Annotated in this window: 12 protein-coding genes; all 12 read right to left on the minus strand. The window is 67.4% G+C overall.

Going from position 1 to position 16,325, the window contains the following annotated elements; genetic code table 11:
• Positions 1 to 2,397, minus strand: a complete 2,397-nt coding sequence (locus tag AB0M74_RS04295; protein ID WP_364901474.1) for a primosomal protein N' — start codon at positions 2,395 to 2,397, stop codon at positions 1 to 3.
• Positions 2,398 to 2,457: 60 nt separating this feature from the next.
• Positions 2,458 to 3,669: a methionine adenosyltransferase gene (gene metK / locus AB0M74_RS04300; protein WP_364901476.1), complete on the minus strand. Its 1,212-nt coding sequence runs from the start codon at positions 3,667 to 3,669 to the stop codon at positions 2,458 to 2,460.
• Between the two features lie 309 nt (positions 3,670 to 3,978).
• Positions 3,979 to 5,202 carry a bifunctional phosphopantothenoylcysteine decarboxylase/phosphopantothenate--cysteine ligase CoaBC gene (gene coaBC, locus AB0M74_RS04305; protein ID WP_328403065.1) on the minus strand — a complete coding sequence of 408 codons (1,224 nt, stop codon included), beginning with the start codon at positions 5,200 to 5,202 and terminating at the stop codon, positions 3,979 to 3,981.
• A 40-nt stretch (positions 5,203 to 5,242) separates the two neighbouring features.
• Entirely contained in the window at positions 5,243 to 5,524 is a 282-nt protein-coding gene (rpoZ, locus tag AB0M74_RS04310) for a DNA-directed RNA polymerase subunit omega (RefSeq protein WP_364901479.1), read from the minus strand.
• A 26-nt stretch (positions 5,525 to 5,550) separates the two neighbouring features.
• Complete coding sequence (gene gmk / locus AB0M74_RS04315) at positions 5,551 to 6,135, minus strand: guanylate kinase (RefSeq protein WP_364901481.1); 585 nt, start codon at positions 6,133 to 6,135, stop codon at positions 5,551 to 5,553.
• 8 nt (positions 6,136 to 6,143) lie between these two features.
• Positions 6,144 to 6,461 (minus strand): integration host factor, actinobacterial type, encoded by a 318-nt coding sequence (gene mihF, locus AB0M74_RS04320; RefSeq protein ID WP_040692163.1) that lies wholly within the window; start codon positions 6,459 to 6,461, stop codon positions 6,144 to 6,146.
• Between the two features lie 1,621 nt (positions 6,462 to 8,082).
• The gene (gene pyrF, locus AB0M74_RS04325; RefSeq protein WP_364901483.1) at positions 8,083 to 8,907 is read right to left on the minus strand and encodes an orotidine-5'-phosphate decarboxylase; all 825 of its coding nucleotides are present in this window, start codon (positions 8,905 to 8,907) and stop codon (positions 8,083 to 8,085) included.
• A 31-nt stretch (positions 8,908 to 8,938) separates the two neighbouring features.
• Positions 8,939 to 12,292, minus strand: a complete 3,354-nt coding sequence (gene carB / locus AB0M74_RS04330) for a carbamoyl-phosphate synthase large subunit (RefSeq protein WP_364901485.1) — start codon at positions 12,290 to 12,292, stop codon at positions 8,939 to 8,941.
• Positions 12,292 to 13,383 carry a glutamine-hydrolyzing carbamoyl-phosphate synthase small subunit gene (carA, locus tag AB0M74_RS04335; RefSeq protein WP_364901945.1) on the minus strand — a complete coding sequence of 364 codons (1,092 nt, stop codon included), beginning with the start codon at positions 13,381 to 13,383 and terminating at the stop codon, positions 12,292 to 12,294. Before carA ends, carB begins: the two co-directional genes overlap by 1 nt.
• Positions 13,384 to 13,457: 74 nt before the next feature.
• Positions 13,458 to 13,964: a transporter gene (locus tag AB0M74_RS04340; RefSeq protein ID WP_364901487.1), complete on the minus strand. Its 507-nt coding sequence runs from the start codon at positions 13,962 to 13,964 to the stop codon at positions 13,458 to 13,460.
• Positions 13,965 to 14,038: 74 nt separating this feature from the next.
• Positions 14,039 to 15,349 carry a dihydroorotase gene (locus tag AB0M74_RS04345; RefSeq protein WP_364901489.1) on the minus strand — a complete coding sequence of 437 codons (1,311 nt, stop codon included), beginning with the start codon at positions 15,347 to 15,349 and terminating at the stop codon, positions 14,039 to 14,041.
• Positions 15,346 to 16,305, minus strand: a complete 960-nt coding sequence (locus AB0M74_RS04350; RefSeq protein ID WP_364901491.1) for an aspartate carbamoyltransferase catalytic subunit — start codon at positions 16,303 to 16,305, stop codon at positions 15,346 to 15,348. The genes AB0M74_RS04345 and AB0M74_RS04350 overlap by 4 nt, the downstream gene beginning before the upstream one ends.
• Positions 16,306 to 16,325: the final 20 nt, after the last annotated feature.

Below are 16,325 nucleotides of genomic sequence, written 5' to 3' on the forward strand. Positions count from 1 at the left end.
TCAGCCGATGTCGACCGGGTCTATTTGGACGCGAAGAGGTGCGTCGGATCGATGGGTGCTGCGAACCGCCTGGGCTGCGGTCAGGGCCCGAGACAGCGCAGCGCCTGCGGTGCGATCGACGCGCAGGAGCATGCGTTCGACTTCGGCGGGGCTGTCACCGGCAAAGGGTTTACGGGCGCCGGGTGGGAGGGGGACGGGGCCGAGAACATCGACACCGTCGGGAAGGTTTGCGGCAGCGAGCAATTCGGCGACCGCATCGGCGGATCCGTCGATGGCAGCCATGCGGACCGCGGGCGGGAACCCGACCTCGAGGCGACCGGCCACCTCGGCGTGCGCATGGCCGACCGGATCCCAGCGCAACAGCGCTTGCACGGTGGGAATCGACGGATCGGCCATCACGATGACCTGACCGTGCGCGCGAACCAAGGTGGCGGCGGACATCCACCGCCGCAGTGTGTCCTCGGCGGCGCGCAGGTCCGCCCGGCTCAGCAGCGCCCAGCCGTCCAGCAGCAACGCGACGCCATAGCCGCCGGGCAGCACCGGTTCGGCGCCAACCGTCGCGACCACGACCTGCGGGCCCGGTTCGACGGTGTCCAGCATCGCGCCGCCGCTGGAACCGCGGATCGGCACACCGGGAAAGGCACGACCGAGCTCTTCCGCGGTGCGTACAGCCCCGATGACGACCGCACGCAAGGCCCGCGACCCACAGCTCGCGCAGCGGAAGGCCGCCTCGACTATGCCGCACCAGCGGCAGCTCGGACTATGTGCGACGTTGTCGTGCTGCGAGCGAACCTCCGGCAGCGCAAGTGGCCCGTTGCAGTGCCGGCAGCGCGCGGGCGTCCGGCATTTCGCACAGGCCAGCGACGGCACATAGCCGCGCCGTGGCACCTGCACCAATACCGCCGCACCTTCTTTCAACGCCGACCGCGCGGCCGCGAACCCCACTCCGGGGATGCGGACCGCCCGCGCAATCGGATCGCGCTCCAATGCCATGTCGGTGTCCCCCGGTGCGCTGATCCTCGGCGAGAATTTCCGCACCACCCCACGGTCCGCGACCAGATCGTGCGCCCACCCCGAATCGACAACGGCCTGGATCTCCGCCGTCCTCGCGAACCCCGCTGCGATGAAGGCCGCACCCGTCTCGTGCGCGCGCAGCATCGCGACTTCGCGCGCATGCGGATACGGCGCTCGCTGCTCGGCATAGGTGTCGTCACCGTCGTCCCAGATCGCGATCAGTCCCAGCTGTGTCGCCGGTGCGAACACCGCACTCCGTGTGCCGACCACTACCCGCGCTGTCCCGCGCAACGCCGCAAGCCACCGCCGATACCGGGCCGCGGGTCCCAACCCGGCTGCCAATCCGACCGCCGAATCCCCCACCAGCCGAACACATTCCGCCAGAACCCGATCCAGATCTCGCTGATCGGGCACCATCAGGATCGCGCTGTGCCCCCGCCCGACAACTACCGCAGCCAACTCTGCCAACCGCCGCGCCCAATCCTCCCCCGGCAACGCCTGCCACGCCGCCCGCGGCCCCCTCCCCTGCCCCAGCGCATCCACGAACGCGGTCCCATGGATGTACCGCTCCCACGGCGTCGGATCGACAGTGGACACCACGGCCGCAGCGGGCGACGTTTTCCCGACGCGATCGCCGTGACGACCGGATCCCGGCGCATGATCGACACCCGAATCCACGTCGGCGACAGCCGGATCCGTGGACAGCACCCGCGCAGATGAAACAGATTCGGCGGCAACAGGTTTCGTGGACACAGTGGTGCGAGCCGACGCCGCGCTCAACGGGGAGCCCGCGGCCGTCGTAGCTCCACCACTATCATCCCCCGAAACCGGGTGGGCACCAGCGGCCGCGACTGAGTCCGTCTTCGGAGGGGGCTCGGCGGCTGCGGCGCCCTCCCGCCGAGCGGCGGCATCGGCGCCCCGGGCACGCTCCGACTGTTCATCGCCGGACGCGAACGAATCTTCTTGCGCCACTACTGGTTCGGCCGGCGTCTTCGACCCACCGGTTTCGGTGCGGGCGTGGCGAGGCGGGATAGCCAGGCGCAACACGTCGGCTCGGGTGCCTGCGTAACGGGCGGCGACGGCGGAGGCGAGCTTCAGGATTTCGGGAGTGAGAACTCGCTCAGGGGAGACGACGCGTTCGAGTTCGACGAGCTTGCCGGGATGGTCGCTGCGGGCGAGGCGGGCCAGGAGGTAGCCGTCGACCAGGCGGCCCGCGAAACGGACGCGGACTCGGACGCCGGGTTGGGCGACGGCGTCCAGCTCCGGCCGGACGAGATAATCGAAGTCGCGGTCCAGATGGGCGGGCGACAGCAGCGGGAGCACCCGCGCGATGGGTGCTCCCGCTGCTGTCGAATCGTGTGCCGCCCGTGCCCCCGTGGACACAGCGTCCGTGGGAGTGGCGGAGGGGTCCGCCGTGGGCTGGTTCACGCGGGCCGGATCGGCTTACAGACCGATTGCCGCGCGCAGCTTGTCGGCGCGATCGGTGTGCTCCCATGGCAGGTCGATGTCGGTGCGGCCGAAGTGGCCATACGCGGCGGTCGGTGCGTAGATCGGGCGCAGCAGGTCGAGGTCGCGAATGATTGCACCGGGACGCAGGTCGAAGACCTCGGTGATCGCACTCGAGATGCGAGTCGGGTCGACCTTCTCGGTGCCGAAGGTCTCCACGAACAGACCGACCGGAGCGGCCTTGCCGATGGCGTAGGCGACCTGAACCTCGACGCGGTCGGCCAGTCCGGCCGCAACGACGTTCTTGGCGACCCAGCGCATGGCGTACGCGGCCGAGCGGTCGACCTTCGACGGATCCTTGCCGGAGAACGCGCCGCCGCCGTGGCGGGCCATGCCGCCATAGGTGTCGACGATGATCTTGCGGCCGGTCAGGCCGGCGTCACCCATCGGGCCGCCCAGCACGAACTTGCCGGTGGGGTTGACCAGCAGCCGGATATTCGAGGTGTCCAGGCTCGGCAGGTCCAGATCGGCGACCACCGCATCGACGACCTTCTCGCGGATATCGGGTGCGAGAAGGTTGTCCAGATCGATATCCGCGGCATGCTGGGTCGAGATGACGACCGTGTCGAGGCGAACCGGCCGGTCACCCTCGTATTCGATGGTGACCTGGGTCTTGCCGTCCGGGCGCAGGTAGGGCAGCACGCCGGACTTGCGAACCTCGGTGAGCCTGCGCGAGAGCCGGTGGGCCAGCGCGATCGGCAGCGGCATGAGCTCGGGGGTATCGGTGTTCGCGTAGCCGAACATCAGACCCTGATCGCCCGCGCCCTGACGCTCGATCTCGTCGTCGGAACCCACGGTGCGCGCCTCGTGCGAGGTGTCCACGCCCTGCGCGATATCCGGCGACTGCGCGCCGATGGCGATATTGACGCCACAGGAATTTCCGTCGAAACCCTTTGCAGACGAGTCGTATCCGATTTCCAGGACCTTCTCGCGGACAATGCGCGGAATATCCGCGTATGCCGACGTGGTGACCTCACCCGCGACGTGGACCTGACCGGTCGTCACGAGAGTTTCCACCGCGACCCGGCTGCGCGGGTCTTCCGCGAGCAACGCATCGAGAATGGAATCGCTGATGGCATCACAGATCTTGTCCGGATGACCCTCGGTCACGGACTCACTGGTGAATAGCCGGCTGCCGGACGTGCGCACAGTTCTTCCCTCTCCCTCAACGGGTTACTCGTGTCGGTTTGCGACAGTAACGTGCTGCCGCCACCGCGCAACCCTTCATCTCAGACTATTCCAAACCACCAACGCAATGGCCCGCAGTCAAAAGCTGTCTCAGACTATTCGGCGACCGACGCACATTGCCGGATCTTCATCCCGACATTGCGTCGCACGCCCGAACATCTGTACCGACCGACCAGCTGATGGTGGTGATTACCTCGGCACCGCCATACTCACGGCGCCACGACAAGACTCGAACGAATCGTTCGCACCGACGCGACAGCGCACGACGGCTCAGCGCAACAATGGGCCGAGTGCGTCGAGCACCCTGCTGGCCAGCAACGCCTTGGACCCGTGGTCGAGCGCCTGTTCGGTGCCGTCGGCACCGAGTAGCCAGCCGTCATTGGTGTCGACCTCGAATGCCTTACCCTCGCCGACCGCATTCACTACCAGCAGATCGCAACCTTTGCGGGCCAGCTTGGCCCGAGCGTGGGTGAGCACATCGCCCTGTTCGTCACCGGTCTCGGCGGCGAAGCCGACGATCGCGGTACCGGGCAACTGGCCGTCGCGGCGCGACTGCACCAAACCGGCGAGAATGTCGTCGGTCTTGGTCAGCGCGATCACATCCGGCTCGCCCGCACCCTTCTTGATCTTGGCCGCGGCCACGTTGGTCGGCCGGAAATCGGCTACCGCCGCTGCCATGATCACTGCGTCGGCGCCGACCGCGTGCTTGTCCACCGCGGTCTTGAGCTGCTCGGCCGTCGTTACATGGACCAGGTCGACGGCGGCCGGGGCGGCCATCTCGATCGTGTTGCCCGCGATCAGCGTGACATGGGCGCCGCGCTGAGCAGCGACCCGTGCCAGCGCATAGCCTTGCTTCCCGGAGCTGCGGTTGCCGAGGAAACGCACCGGGTCCAGCGGTTCTCTGGTGCCACCGGCGGTGATCACCACACGGCGGCCCTCCAGATCACGCGGGATCGCGTCGGCGCGCTCGAGCAGCAACGTGGCGAGTCCGAAGATCTCCTCGGGCTCGGGCAACCGTCCGGGTCCGGTGTCGGTGCCGGTGAGGCGACCCGACGCCGGTTCCATGACGATCGCACCGTGGGCGCGCAGCGTCGCGACATTGGCGATGGTGGCCGGATGCTCCCACATCTCGGTGTGCATCGCGGGCGCGAATACCACCGGACATCGGGCCGTCAGCAGCGTGGCGGTCAACAGATCATCGGCGCGGCCACTCGCGGCTCGCGCCATCAGATCGGCGGTCGCCGGGGCGATGACGACGAGGTCCGCCTCCTGGCCGAGCCGCACATGCGGAACCTCGGGCACGTCCGCGAACACGCCGGTGTGCACCGGGTTCCCGGACAGTGCCTCGAAGGTGGCCTTGCCGACGAACTGCAACGCCGACTCGGTGGGGATCACCCGAACCTGATGGCCGGTCTCGGTGAACCGGCGCACGATCGAGCAGGCTTTGTAGGCGGCGATCCCTCCGCCGACGCCGACGACGATCCGTGTGGTCACTACGCCTCCGGCCTAGATGTGGTCACTGCGTCCGCTCGAACTACTCGCCTTCGGCGTGCTCGAGCAGATCGGAGTGGATTTCGCGCATCGCGACCGACAGCGGCTTCTCCTGCAGACCCGGCTCGACCAGCGGACCGACGTACTCGAGGATGCCGTCGCCGAGCTGGTTGTAGTAGTCGTTGATCTGACGGGCCCGCTTGGCTGCGTAGATGACCAGGGCGTACTTGGACGAGGTGCGCTCCAGCAACTCGTCGATCGGCGGGTTGGTCAGGCCGATCGGAGTGTCGTATGCCGGGGCGGGCTTGAGGTCCGTACTGCTCACTAGGGGCGCTCCTGCGGGGGTGGGGGTCACGAACTCGAATTTGTGCTAACAAACAACGATACCAACTGCTCACACGCGCTGGTCACCTCGTCGTTCACTATGACGATGTCGAACTCGTCACAGGCCGCCAATTCGGTCCTGGCGGTTTCCAGCCTGCGCTCGATGACTTCGGGCGATTCGGTGCCGCGCGACCGCAGCCTGGTGACCAATTCGTCCCAACTGGGCGGGGCGAGGAACACCAACAGCGCCTCGGGCATGGCCTTGCGCACCGACCGTGCGCCCTCGAGATCGACCTCGACGAGCACGGGAAGTCCGGCGGCCATTGCCTCGCGCACCGGACCAGCCGGGGTGCCGGAACGTTGTAATCCTCCGTGGATGTCCGCCCACTCGAGCAGTTCGCCCGCCTCGATCATGGCGTCGAACTCGTCTCGGGTGACGAACCGATAGTCCCGGCCGTCGACCTCCCCGGGCCTTGGGGCCCGGGTCGTTGCCGACACACTGAAGACCAAGTGGGGCAGCCGCTCACGGACGCAGCGCACCACAGTCGACTTGCCCACGGCCGAGGGGCCGACCAGTACAACCAGTCGACCCTTCCGCGTGTGTCCGATCACCTTCGTTGTCAGGCGAAGTCGAATCGGGCGAGCAGCGCCTTGCGCTGCCGGTCACCCAGTCCGCGCAAACGCCGGGTGGGGGCGATCTCCAGCTCGCTCATGATCTCTGCCGCTTTGACCTTGCCCACCTTGGGCAGGGCTTCCAGCAGCGCCGACACCTTCATCTTGCCGAGAATCTCATCGGATTCGGCATCGGTGAGGACCTGCTTCAGGTCGGTGCCACCACGCTTCAGGCGCTCCTTGAGCTCCGCCCGAGCGCGGCGAGCGGCCGCCGCCTTCTCCAAAGCAGCGGCGCGCTGCTCGTCAGTCAGCTGGGGAAGGGCCACGGTTCCTCCGTCTCATCGTTCATTGCATCAACTCCTGCCGGTAACCCGGCAGTCTCAGCGACCGTACCCACGACGTCCGCCGATTGCGAACCCACCCCCCAGGTCAGCGCATGATTCGCCGGTGTCGTAGGGGCAGACCCGACCGGATCGGCGCGCCCCTTTGTCCGCTGCGCCGATCCTACCGCCGAACCCCCGAAATGCCCCGTACACAGGGCTTTTTCAGCAGCAAACAGGGTTAGCGGGGCGATTGCGGTGGCACGGCACACGACCCCAGCAACTGGGCAACCGCCCGACCAGGAACTTTCTCGGAATTTTCCGCGTGTCGCGTTGCCTTTCGCGTGTCGGGGACGCGGAACGCCAAAGAACGACGGCCATAACCTCGCCTGTCAATGGCCGAATCGATCCCAGAGCCGCCCGATCACCGCCGCCATACCCCGGGAGTCGTTTCGCCTGGATACCGCCGCAGACGGGCGGCCAGCCGCCCACACGGGCCCGCTGCGGCGGCGGTGGCATCGAATCGCGACGGCAGAGCGGGGATATTCGAGGATGATGCGCACGCACGGTGGTTCGCGTGTCCGGTGGACACGGCGGTTCACCGTGTCCGGTGGCGGCAGGAGCTCGACGGAAATCGCATTGATGCGCTTTTCGCCCCGCTGTGAGGTGAGGAACAGCTCGGTGCAGATCGCCGCGGTGCGGTGCCCCATCGCCATGTGGGTGAGCACATCATGTGCGCGTTCGATGAGCCGGGCCGCCGGCGATTCGACTCGACCGTGCATGCGAGTCGAGATTCCGTGCCCATCGGAGGCGAGCAGCCTGCGATGCCTGCGAGTTCGCTGCGTTCGATTACATTGCCGTCTCCATGTCGTCGACACCATGGGCACCGCGTCGCCGGAACCGTAGAACCGACCACCCGGTCTCGCCGACCCGACCACCGGGCGGGGTCCGGTTTTCGCAGGACACGGCGGAAATCCGCGTGGTTGTGCCGCCCTGCTGGGCCCAGGCGTCGCACATCATGCAGAAGAAGCCGAATCGAATCGCGGCGGTATCCAGTGCGCTAACCGTGGCAAAGATGTCGCCATCATCGCAGGTCGTAGCGTTTCCGCGGGAAACTCCGTGGCCGCTGCGTAGCGGAGATCGCGGCCCACATCCGCGACGGATGCCGGATTGCGGGTGTCGGACGCCGACGGCGCGGAGGTGTGCCGGCAAACGGAATCGACCGCCCCCACCGCGGGCACCTCGGGGCGGACCATCACTTCCGAATCGGTAGCGTCACAAAGACATTCGCCACAATCGCGGTGCCGCACCCGGCGGACGAGGGTCTATCACGGCACGACGGATAGATCGCCGAAAGGTTGCCCGACTTTGTTTCCGGCGGCGGACAGTCACCGCCACCGCGCCGAACCGAAGCCCGAAATTCCCGGATGACGGTGCCGGCGGCGGCGTGACCATGTCCTCGACTTGTGCCCCTCGCCGTCAGAATTCCCTATCGATCGATGCGCCATCGAGCCGCCGTGGTCCTGGATGGCTCGACCACGGCGGTCGATCGACGCGATAACGCTGCCCGGCCGATTGTGCGGCACGTGGCCGCCATCAGCGCTGCGGACAGGCCATGCGGATCCGATCAGGCCTGCAGGAAGGCGAACTCTTCCTGCAGCTGCGTGACCTTCGCGCACAGCGCCGAGACGGACGGACCTGCGGCGAGCACTTCACGCGAGGCGGTCGGCACGACCGCGCCGAAACCGCCGTCGGACACCAGGGCACGAATGGAATCCGCTCCCCCGCCCTGCGCCCCGACCCCCGGCATGAGGATCGGCCCGTTGAGCTTGCTCAGGTCCGGAGCCTCGTTGAGGGTGGCGCCGACAACGACTCCGACAGAACCGAATTCGGCTCCCGCGTTGCGTTCGGCCGCCGCATCGACCAGGGTCTGGGCGATGGTGCGGCCGTCCGCCGCGGTGATGCGCTGTAGTTGCGCGCCCTCGGGATTCGAGGTGGCGGCGAGCACGAAGACACCGCGGTGGTTGTGCTCGGCCAAGCCCAAGGCCGGGTCGAGCGAACCGAATCCGAGATAGGGCGACACTGTCACCGCGTCCGAGCCCAGCGGGCCGTTGCCGAGCCAGGCGCGGGCATAGGCGTCCATGGTGGAGCCGATGTCGCCACGTTTGGCATCGGCCAGCACCAATGTTCCGGAAGCGCGCAGCACGCTGATCGTGCGCTCCAGCACCGCGATGCCACCGGACCCGTAGGCCTCGAAGAACGCCACCTGCGGTTTGACCAGCGCAACCCGACCGTCGAAGGCCTCCACGCAGGTCTCGGCGAATGCTTCGAGCCCGTCGATATCGTCGGTCAGGCCCCACGCCTCGAGCAGTTGCGGATGCGGGTCGATGCCGACGCACAGCGGCCCGAAATGCCGCATCGCGTGCCGCAGTCGGGTGCCGAATGACTTCACCGCATCGCCTCCTTCCTCGATCGCGCGATCCTCAGCCACGAAGCGCCGAATGCAGTTCCTGCAGGGAGCGCACTCCGATGCCACCGTTGATGGTCGCCTCGATGCCCTGCACGGCCGCGGCCGCACCCTGCACCGTGGTGATGCACGGAATGTTCACACCAACCGCGGCGGTGCGAATTTCGTAACCGTCCACGCGCGGCCCCGAGTTTCCATAGGGAGTGTTGAACACCATGTCGACCTCACCGTCGCGGATCTGCTCCACGATCGACGCGATCGGCACCTCGCCACCGGCTTCCGGGTCCGAGTGCTTGCGCACCTGTTCGCACGGAATTCCATTGCGGCGCAGCATTTCCGCCGTGCCCTCGGTGGCCAGGATGCGGAAGCCGAGGTCGTGCAAGCGCTTCACCGGGAACACCATGGCCCGCTTGTCGCGGTTGGCGATCGAGACGAAGACGGTGCCCTCGGTCGGCAGCGAGCCGTAGGCGGCGGCCTGACTCTTGGCGAACGCGGTGCCGAAGTCGGCGTCGATGCCCATGACCTCGCCGGTGGACTTCATCTCCGGGGAGAGCAGCGAGTCCACGCCGGTGCCGTCGGCCTTACGGAACCGGTGGAACGGCAGCACCGCTTCCTTCACCGCGACCGGCGCGTCCAGCGGGACGTGCCCGCCGTCGCCCTCGGCGGGCAACATGCCTTCCTTGCGGAGTTCGGCGATAGTGGCGCCCATGGTGATCCGGGCCGCTGCCTTGGCCAGTGGCACCGCCGTGGCCTTGGACACGAACGGAACCGTGCGGCTGGCACGAGGATTGGCCTCCAGCACGTAGAGCACATCGTCCTTGAGCGCGTACTGCACGTTGAGCAGGCCCTTGACGCCGATGCCCTTGGCCAGCGCGATGGTGGACCTACGCACGGCCTCGATATCGCTGCGGCCCAAGGTGATCGGCGGCAGTGCACAGGCGGAGTCGCCGGAGTGGATGCCCGCCTCTTCGATGTGCTCCATGACGCCGCCGAGGTAGACCTCCTCGCCGTCGCACAGTGCGTCGACGTCGATCTCGATCGCGTCTTCCAGGAACCGGTCGACCAGCACCGGATGCTCGGGGCTGAGCTCGGTGGCGCGGGAGATGTAGCCCTCGAGGGACTGCTCGTCGTAGACGATCTCCATCCCGCGCCCGCCGAGCACGTAGGACGGGCGGACCAGCACCGGGTAGCCGATGCTCGCGGCGATCTTCTTGGCCTGCGCGAAGGTGGTCGCGGTGCCGTACTTCGGCGCGGGCAGGCCCGCGGCGACCAGCACGTCACCGAACTCGCCACGGTCCTCGGCCAGGTCGATGGCCGCGGCGCTGGTGCCGACCACCGGGACGCCCGCGTCGGTGAGCCGCTGTGCGAGTCCGAGCGGGGTCTGCCCACCCAACTGCACGATAACGCCCGCGACGGTGCCGGATTCGGACTCCGCGTGGAAGACCTCGAGCACATCCTCGAAGGTCAGGGGCTCGAAGTAGAGCCTGTCGGCGGTGTCGTAGTCGGTGGAGACGGTCTCCGGGTTGCAGTTGACCATCACCGTTTCGTACCCGGCCTGCGACAGCGTCTGCGCCGCATGGACACACGAGTAGTCGAACTCGATGCCCTGGCCGATCCGGTTCGGACCCGAGCCGAGGATGATCACCTTGTCGCGTTCGCGCTGCGGCGCGACCTCGGACTCGGCTGCGGGGTCCAGCTCGTAGGTCGAGTAGTGATACGGGGTCTTGGCCTCGAATTCGGCGGCGCAGGTGTCGACGGTCTTGAAGACCGGCCGGACACCGAGCCGGTGCCGCAGGGTGCGCACGCCGGTCTCGCCCGCGAGTTCGGCACGCAGCGCGGAGATCTGGCGGTCGGAAAGGCCGTGGTGCTTCGCTCGACGCAGCAGCGTTTCGTCGAGGACCGGTGCGTCGATGATTTCCTGACGCAATTCGACGAGTCCGGCAACCTCCGCGACGAACCACGGGTCGATGCCGGAGGCCTTCGCGACCTCCTCGATGCTCGCGCCCAGGCGCAGCGCGCGCTCCACCTGGTAGATGCGACCCTCGGTCGGAGTTCGCAGATCTTCGAGGATGGACTCGGCGGCCGCGGCGACGGCCTGCGGGTCGCCGCCATCGGAGGGTGCCCACTCACCATCTGCTGCTGTCCAGAACCCTGCGGCCTTGGTCTCCAGCGAGCGAAGCACCTTGCCGAGCGCCTCGGAGAAGTTGCGGCCCAACGACATCGCCTCGCCCACCGACTTCATCGTGGTGGTCAGTGTCGCGTCGGCGCCAGGGAACTTCTCGAACGCGAACCGTGGCGCTTTGACGACCACGTAGTCCAGCGTCGGCTCGAAGCAGGCCGGAGTTTCCTTGGTGATGTCGTTGACGATCTCGTCCAAGGTGTAGCCGATCGCCAGCTTGGCGGCGATCTTGGCGATGGGGAAGCCCGTCGCCTTGGAAGCGAGCGCCGAAGAACGCGAGACACGCGGGTTCATCTCGATGACGATGAGGCGGCCGTCGGCGGGGTTCACCGCGAACTGGATATTGCAGCCGCCGGTATCGACGCCGACCTCGCGCAGGATGTCGATGCCGAGGTCGCGCAGCTTCTGGTATTCGCGGTCGGTGAGGGTCATGGCCGGTGCGACGGTGACCGAGTCACCGGTGTGCACGCCCATCGGGTCCACGTTCTCGATCGAGCAGACCACCACGACGTTGTCGCGGCTGTCGCGCATGAGCTCGAGCTCGAACTCCTTCCAGCCGAGAATGGACTCCTCGATAAGCACGTTCGCGGTGGGCGAGGCGGCCAGCCCGCCGCCCGCAATGCGGTCGAGATCCTCGTCGTTGTAGGCCATGCCGGAGCCGAGGCCGCCCATCGTGAAGGAGGGGCGAACGACCACGGGAAAACCGAGCTCGACGACGGTGGCACGCACCTCGTCCATGGTGTGGCACACCGCGGAGCGGGCGCTCTCGCCGCCGACCTTGGCGACGATGTCCTTGAACTTCTGCCGGTCCTCACCACGCTGGATGGCGTCGAAGTCGGCGCCGATCAGCTCGACGTTGTACTTCTGCAGCACACCACGTTCGTGCAGGGCGACCGCGGTGTTCAGCGCGGTCTGCCCACCGAGGGTGGCGAGAATGGCGTCGGGACGCTCCTTTTCGATGACCTTCTCGACGAACTCCGGCGTGATCGGCTCCACGTAGGTGGAATCGGCGAACTCCGGGTCGGTCATGATGGTCGCCGGGTTGGAGTTCACCAGCGATACCCGCAGGCCTTCGGCCCGCAGCACCCGGCACGCCTGGGTGCCGGAATAGTCGAATTCACATGCCTGGCCGATAACGATCGGGCCAGAGCCGATCACCAGGATGTGCTCGAGATCCTTGCGGCGAGGCATCAGGCTCCTTCCATGAGACCGGCGAAACGGTCGAAGAGATAAGCGGCGTCGTGAGGTCCGGCGGCGGCCTCCGGGTGGTACTGCACGGAGAACGCGCGGCCGTCGACCAGGCGGACGCCTTCGACGGTGCCGTCATTCGCGCAGACGTGACTGACCTCGGCGCGGCCGAAAGGCGTATCGAACTGCTCCCCGGCCTCACCCTCCAGTGCGAAACCGTGGTTCTGCGCGGTGATGGAAATGCGACCGGTTTCCCGCTCGACGACCGGGATGTTGATGCCGCGGTGGCCGAACTTCATCTTGTAGGTCTTGCGACCGAACGCGCGGCCGAGAATCTGGTTGCCGAAGCAGATGCCGAACAGCGGCAGACCTTTTTCCAGCACGCCCTGGGTGATTGCGACCGCACCGTCCTGAGTGGCCGGGTCACCTGGACCGTTGGACAGGAACACCCCGTTCGGGTTCAACGCCAGAATCTGGTCCAGCGAGGTGGTCGAGGGCACCACATGCACCCGCATCCCGCGCTCGGCGAACATCCGCGGGGTGTTGGTCTTGATGCCGAGATCGACCGCGACGACCGTGAAGCGGGGATCACCGACCGGTTCGATGGTGTAGAGCGCATCGGTGCTGACCTCGCGAGCCAGATCCGCGCCCAGCATCGAAGGCTGGCCGTTCACCCTGGCGAGCAACTCGTCGGTGTCTGCCAGTGCGGCGCCCGAGAAGATGCCGGCCTTCATCGAACCGCGGGTACGCAGGTGGCGCACCAGTGCACGGGTGTCGATTCCCGCGATGCCGACCACATCCTGGCGACCGAGCTGGTCCTGCAGCGTCCCGGTGGAGCGCCAATTCGACGCGACACGCGAGGCGTCACGGATCGCGTAGCCCGCGACCCAGATCTTCGAGGATTCATCGTCCTCGTCGTTCCAGCCGGTGTTGCCGATCTGCGGGGCCGTGGCCACCACGATCTGCCGGTGGTAGCTGGGGTCGGTGAGGGTCTCCTGATATCCGGTCATCGCGGTGCAGAACACCGCCTCACCGAGCGTCTCCCCCACAGCGCCGTAGGCCGAGCCGCGGAACACCCGCCCGTCTTCCAACACCAGAGCCGCGGCTTCCGCTGTCGTTCCGGTCGCCCGACCACCGCCCCCCGTCGAATCGCTGCGCGATCCTGCATTCATTCGTCTTCTCCCGTCGTCGCTCTGGTCGGATCCGCTCGCCAAGCCGGGTACACCGTCTTGTCGTCGCCCCGGAAACCGGTGTCTACCTCGGTCCCCGTGGGCAGTTTCCAGCGAATGACCAGCACACCATCTTCCGTCATGACCTTGCCCGCGTGCCCGCGTTCGGTGCGCACCGCTGTGATGGATTCCTGTGGAATCCAGATCACCGTCGCCCCCTCGCGCTCGAGCAGAATCCCGCGTTCGAACCTCGTGAGTTCCGCTGTGGCCCGGAAGCCCAAGTCGCCCACCGCAATTCGATCCTGCCAGCTGGGCGCGATAGTGCTGCCGAGATACATGCCGGTGGTCGGCTCCAGCAGTTGCGCGCCGCAGTCGGCGGGCACCTCCGGTAGCTCACCGATGCTCGCCGCTTGGCGTGCTGCCCGGTTCTGCCAGCCTCGGTACATCAGCCAGAGGCACAGCGCGAAGAGCGCCAGCAGTCCGACCACCCACAGCGTTCTTTCCACTACGGACCTCCTGTGTCCTGCGGGACACCCGCACCCGGTCGGCTTCGACGAGCGGCTGCGCAATGTTCGCTCATCTACGCCTCCGCACCATTGCCCACCGCCTTGCCCTCGCGGGCGGTTACCACGCCCCGGAGCAACGTCGTCGTCACTCGGGCCGGGAACGTCATCGCCTCGAACGGTGTGTTGTTCGAGATGCTGGCGAGCTCGGTAGCTCGCACCGTCCAGGTCGCGTCCGGGTCAACCAGCGTGAGGTTCGCCGGTTCGCCGACCTCGATAGGCCTGCCATGGTCGTCGAGTCCGACGATTTCGGCGGGCCGCTCGCTCATCACCCGCGCGACGCCGCGCCAATCGAGCAGCCCCGGTTCGACCATGGTCTGCACAATGATCGACAACGCAGTCTCCAAGCCGAGCATGCCGGGACGCGCGGCCGCGAACTCGCAGCACTTGTCCTGTTCGGCGTGCGGAGCGTGGTCGGTGGCGACACAGTCGAGGATGCCCTCGGCCAGCGCCCGGCGCAGTGCCGCCACGTCAGAGGCTTCGCGCAGCGGCGGGTTCACCTTGTTGACCGCGTCGTAGGTTTCCAGCCGTGAATCGTCGAGCAGCAGATGGTGCGGCGTGACCTCGGCGGTGATCGAAATACCTTGCGCCTTGGCCCATTTGACCAGTTCGACGGTGCCCGCGGTGGAGGCGTGGCAGATGTGCACGCGCGCACCGGCATCACGGGCGAGCAGCGCGTCGCGGGCGACGATCGACTCTTCGGCGGCGCGCGGCCAGCCGGCAAGGCCGAGCCTGGCCGCGGTCGGCCCCTCGTGCGCGACCGCACCCTGGGTGAGGCGTGGCTCCTCGGCATGCTGCGCGATCAGGACACCGAGGGAGTTCGAGTATTCGAGCGCGCGACGCATCAGCAGCGGGTCGTACACGCAGTGACCGTCGTCGGAGAACATGCGCACCGCGCCGACGCCTGCGGCCATGGTGCCCATTTCCGCGAGCTGCTTGCCTGCCAGCCCGACCGTGACCGCACCTACCGGGAACACATCGACCAGCCCGACCTCTTGGCCGCGCCGCCACACGTGGTCGGTGACGACCACCGAGTCGGCGACCGGATTGGTGTTGGCCATCGCGAACACCGCGGTGTAACCGCCGAGCGCCGCGGCGGCGGAACCGGACTCGATGGTCTCGGTGTCCTCGCGCCCCGGTTCACGAAGGTGGGTGTGCAGGTCGACGAAGCCGGGCAGCAGGATCTGGCCCGGCGCCGCGATCACCTCGGTGTCGGCACCGGTGTCGAGGTCGGCGCCGATCGCGGCGATGACACCGTCGCGAACGAGCACATCGACCGGCTCGCCCTCGCCGTACGGTCGAACACCCTGCAGCAGTAACTCGCTCACGCCACCGCCTCCTGCGTGCCGACCAGCAGTCGGAACAGCACCGCCATCCGCATATGCACTCCGTTCGTCACCTGTTGCAAGATCGCGGACTTCGGTGAGTCCGCAACGGGCGAGGCGATTTCCATGCCGCGCAGCATCGGGCCAGGATGCAGGACCACCGCATGCTCCTCCAGCAGCGCCATCCGGCGCTCCGAAAGCCCGTAGTTCACCGCGTATTCGCGGGCCGAGGGGAAAAAGCCGCCGTTCATACGCTCCGCCTGCACCCGCAGCATCAATACCGCATCGGCGCCGGGCAATTCAGCGTCCAGGCTGTGCGAGATCCGCGCGGGCCAACTTTCCGCACCGACCGGCAGCAACGTGCGCGGAGCGACAAGCACGACTTCGGCGCCGAGGGTGGCCAACAGGAAGACATTCGAGCGGGCGACCCTGCTGTGCAGGATGTCGCCGACGATCACCACACGCTTGCCCTCGATGTCACCGAGACGCTGCCGTAGCGTCAACGCGTCGAGCAGTGCCTGAGTCGGGTGCTGGTGGGTGCCGTCGCCCGCGTTGATGATCGCCGGACCCGAGCCGCGGCCCGACTGCACCGCCCAGGCATCCATCCAGCGTGCGATCTGGTGCGCGGCACCGGAAGCCGGATGCCGCACGATGAGGGCGTCGGCGCCCGCCGCATGCAGTGTCAGCGCGGTGTCGCGCAGCGACTCGCCCTTGGAGACCGAGGAGCTGCTCGCGCTGACGTTGATCACATCGGCGCTCATCCACTTGCCCGCCACCTCGAACGACACCCGGGTCCGGGTGGAGTTCTCGTAGAACACCGTCATCACGGTGCGACCACGCAGCGTCGGCAACTTGTGCACCTCACGCCCGAGCAGCGCCTGCTCGAAACGTTCGGCCTCGTCCAGCAACTCCGTCGCGGTGACGCGATCCAAGTCCGTCACCGTCAGCAGATGCCTCACGCCGTCACCTCGCAGACGCT

It is taken from the genome of Nocardia sp. NPDC051463 (assembly GCF_040681975.1).
Classification (GTDB): domain Bacteria; phylum Actinomycetota; class Actinomycetes; order Mycobacteriales; family Mycobacteriaceae; genus Nocardia.

Excerpts from the sequence above, each read along its gene's own strand:
- carB (WP_364901485.1), bottom strand. The coding sequence starts at position 12,292 with ATGCCTCGCCGCAAGGATCTCGAGCACATCCTGGTGATCGGCTCTGGC.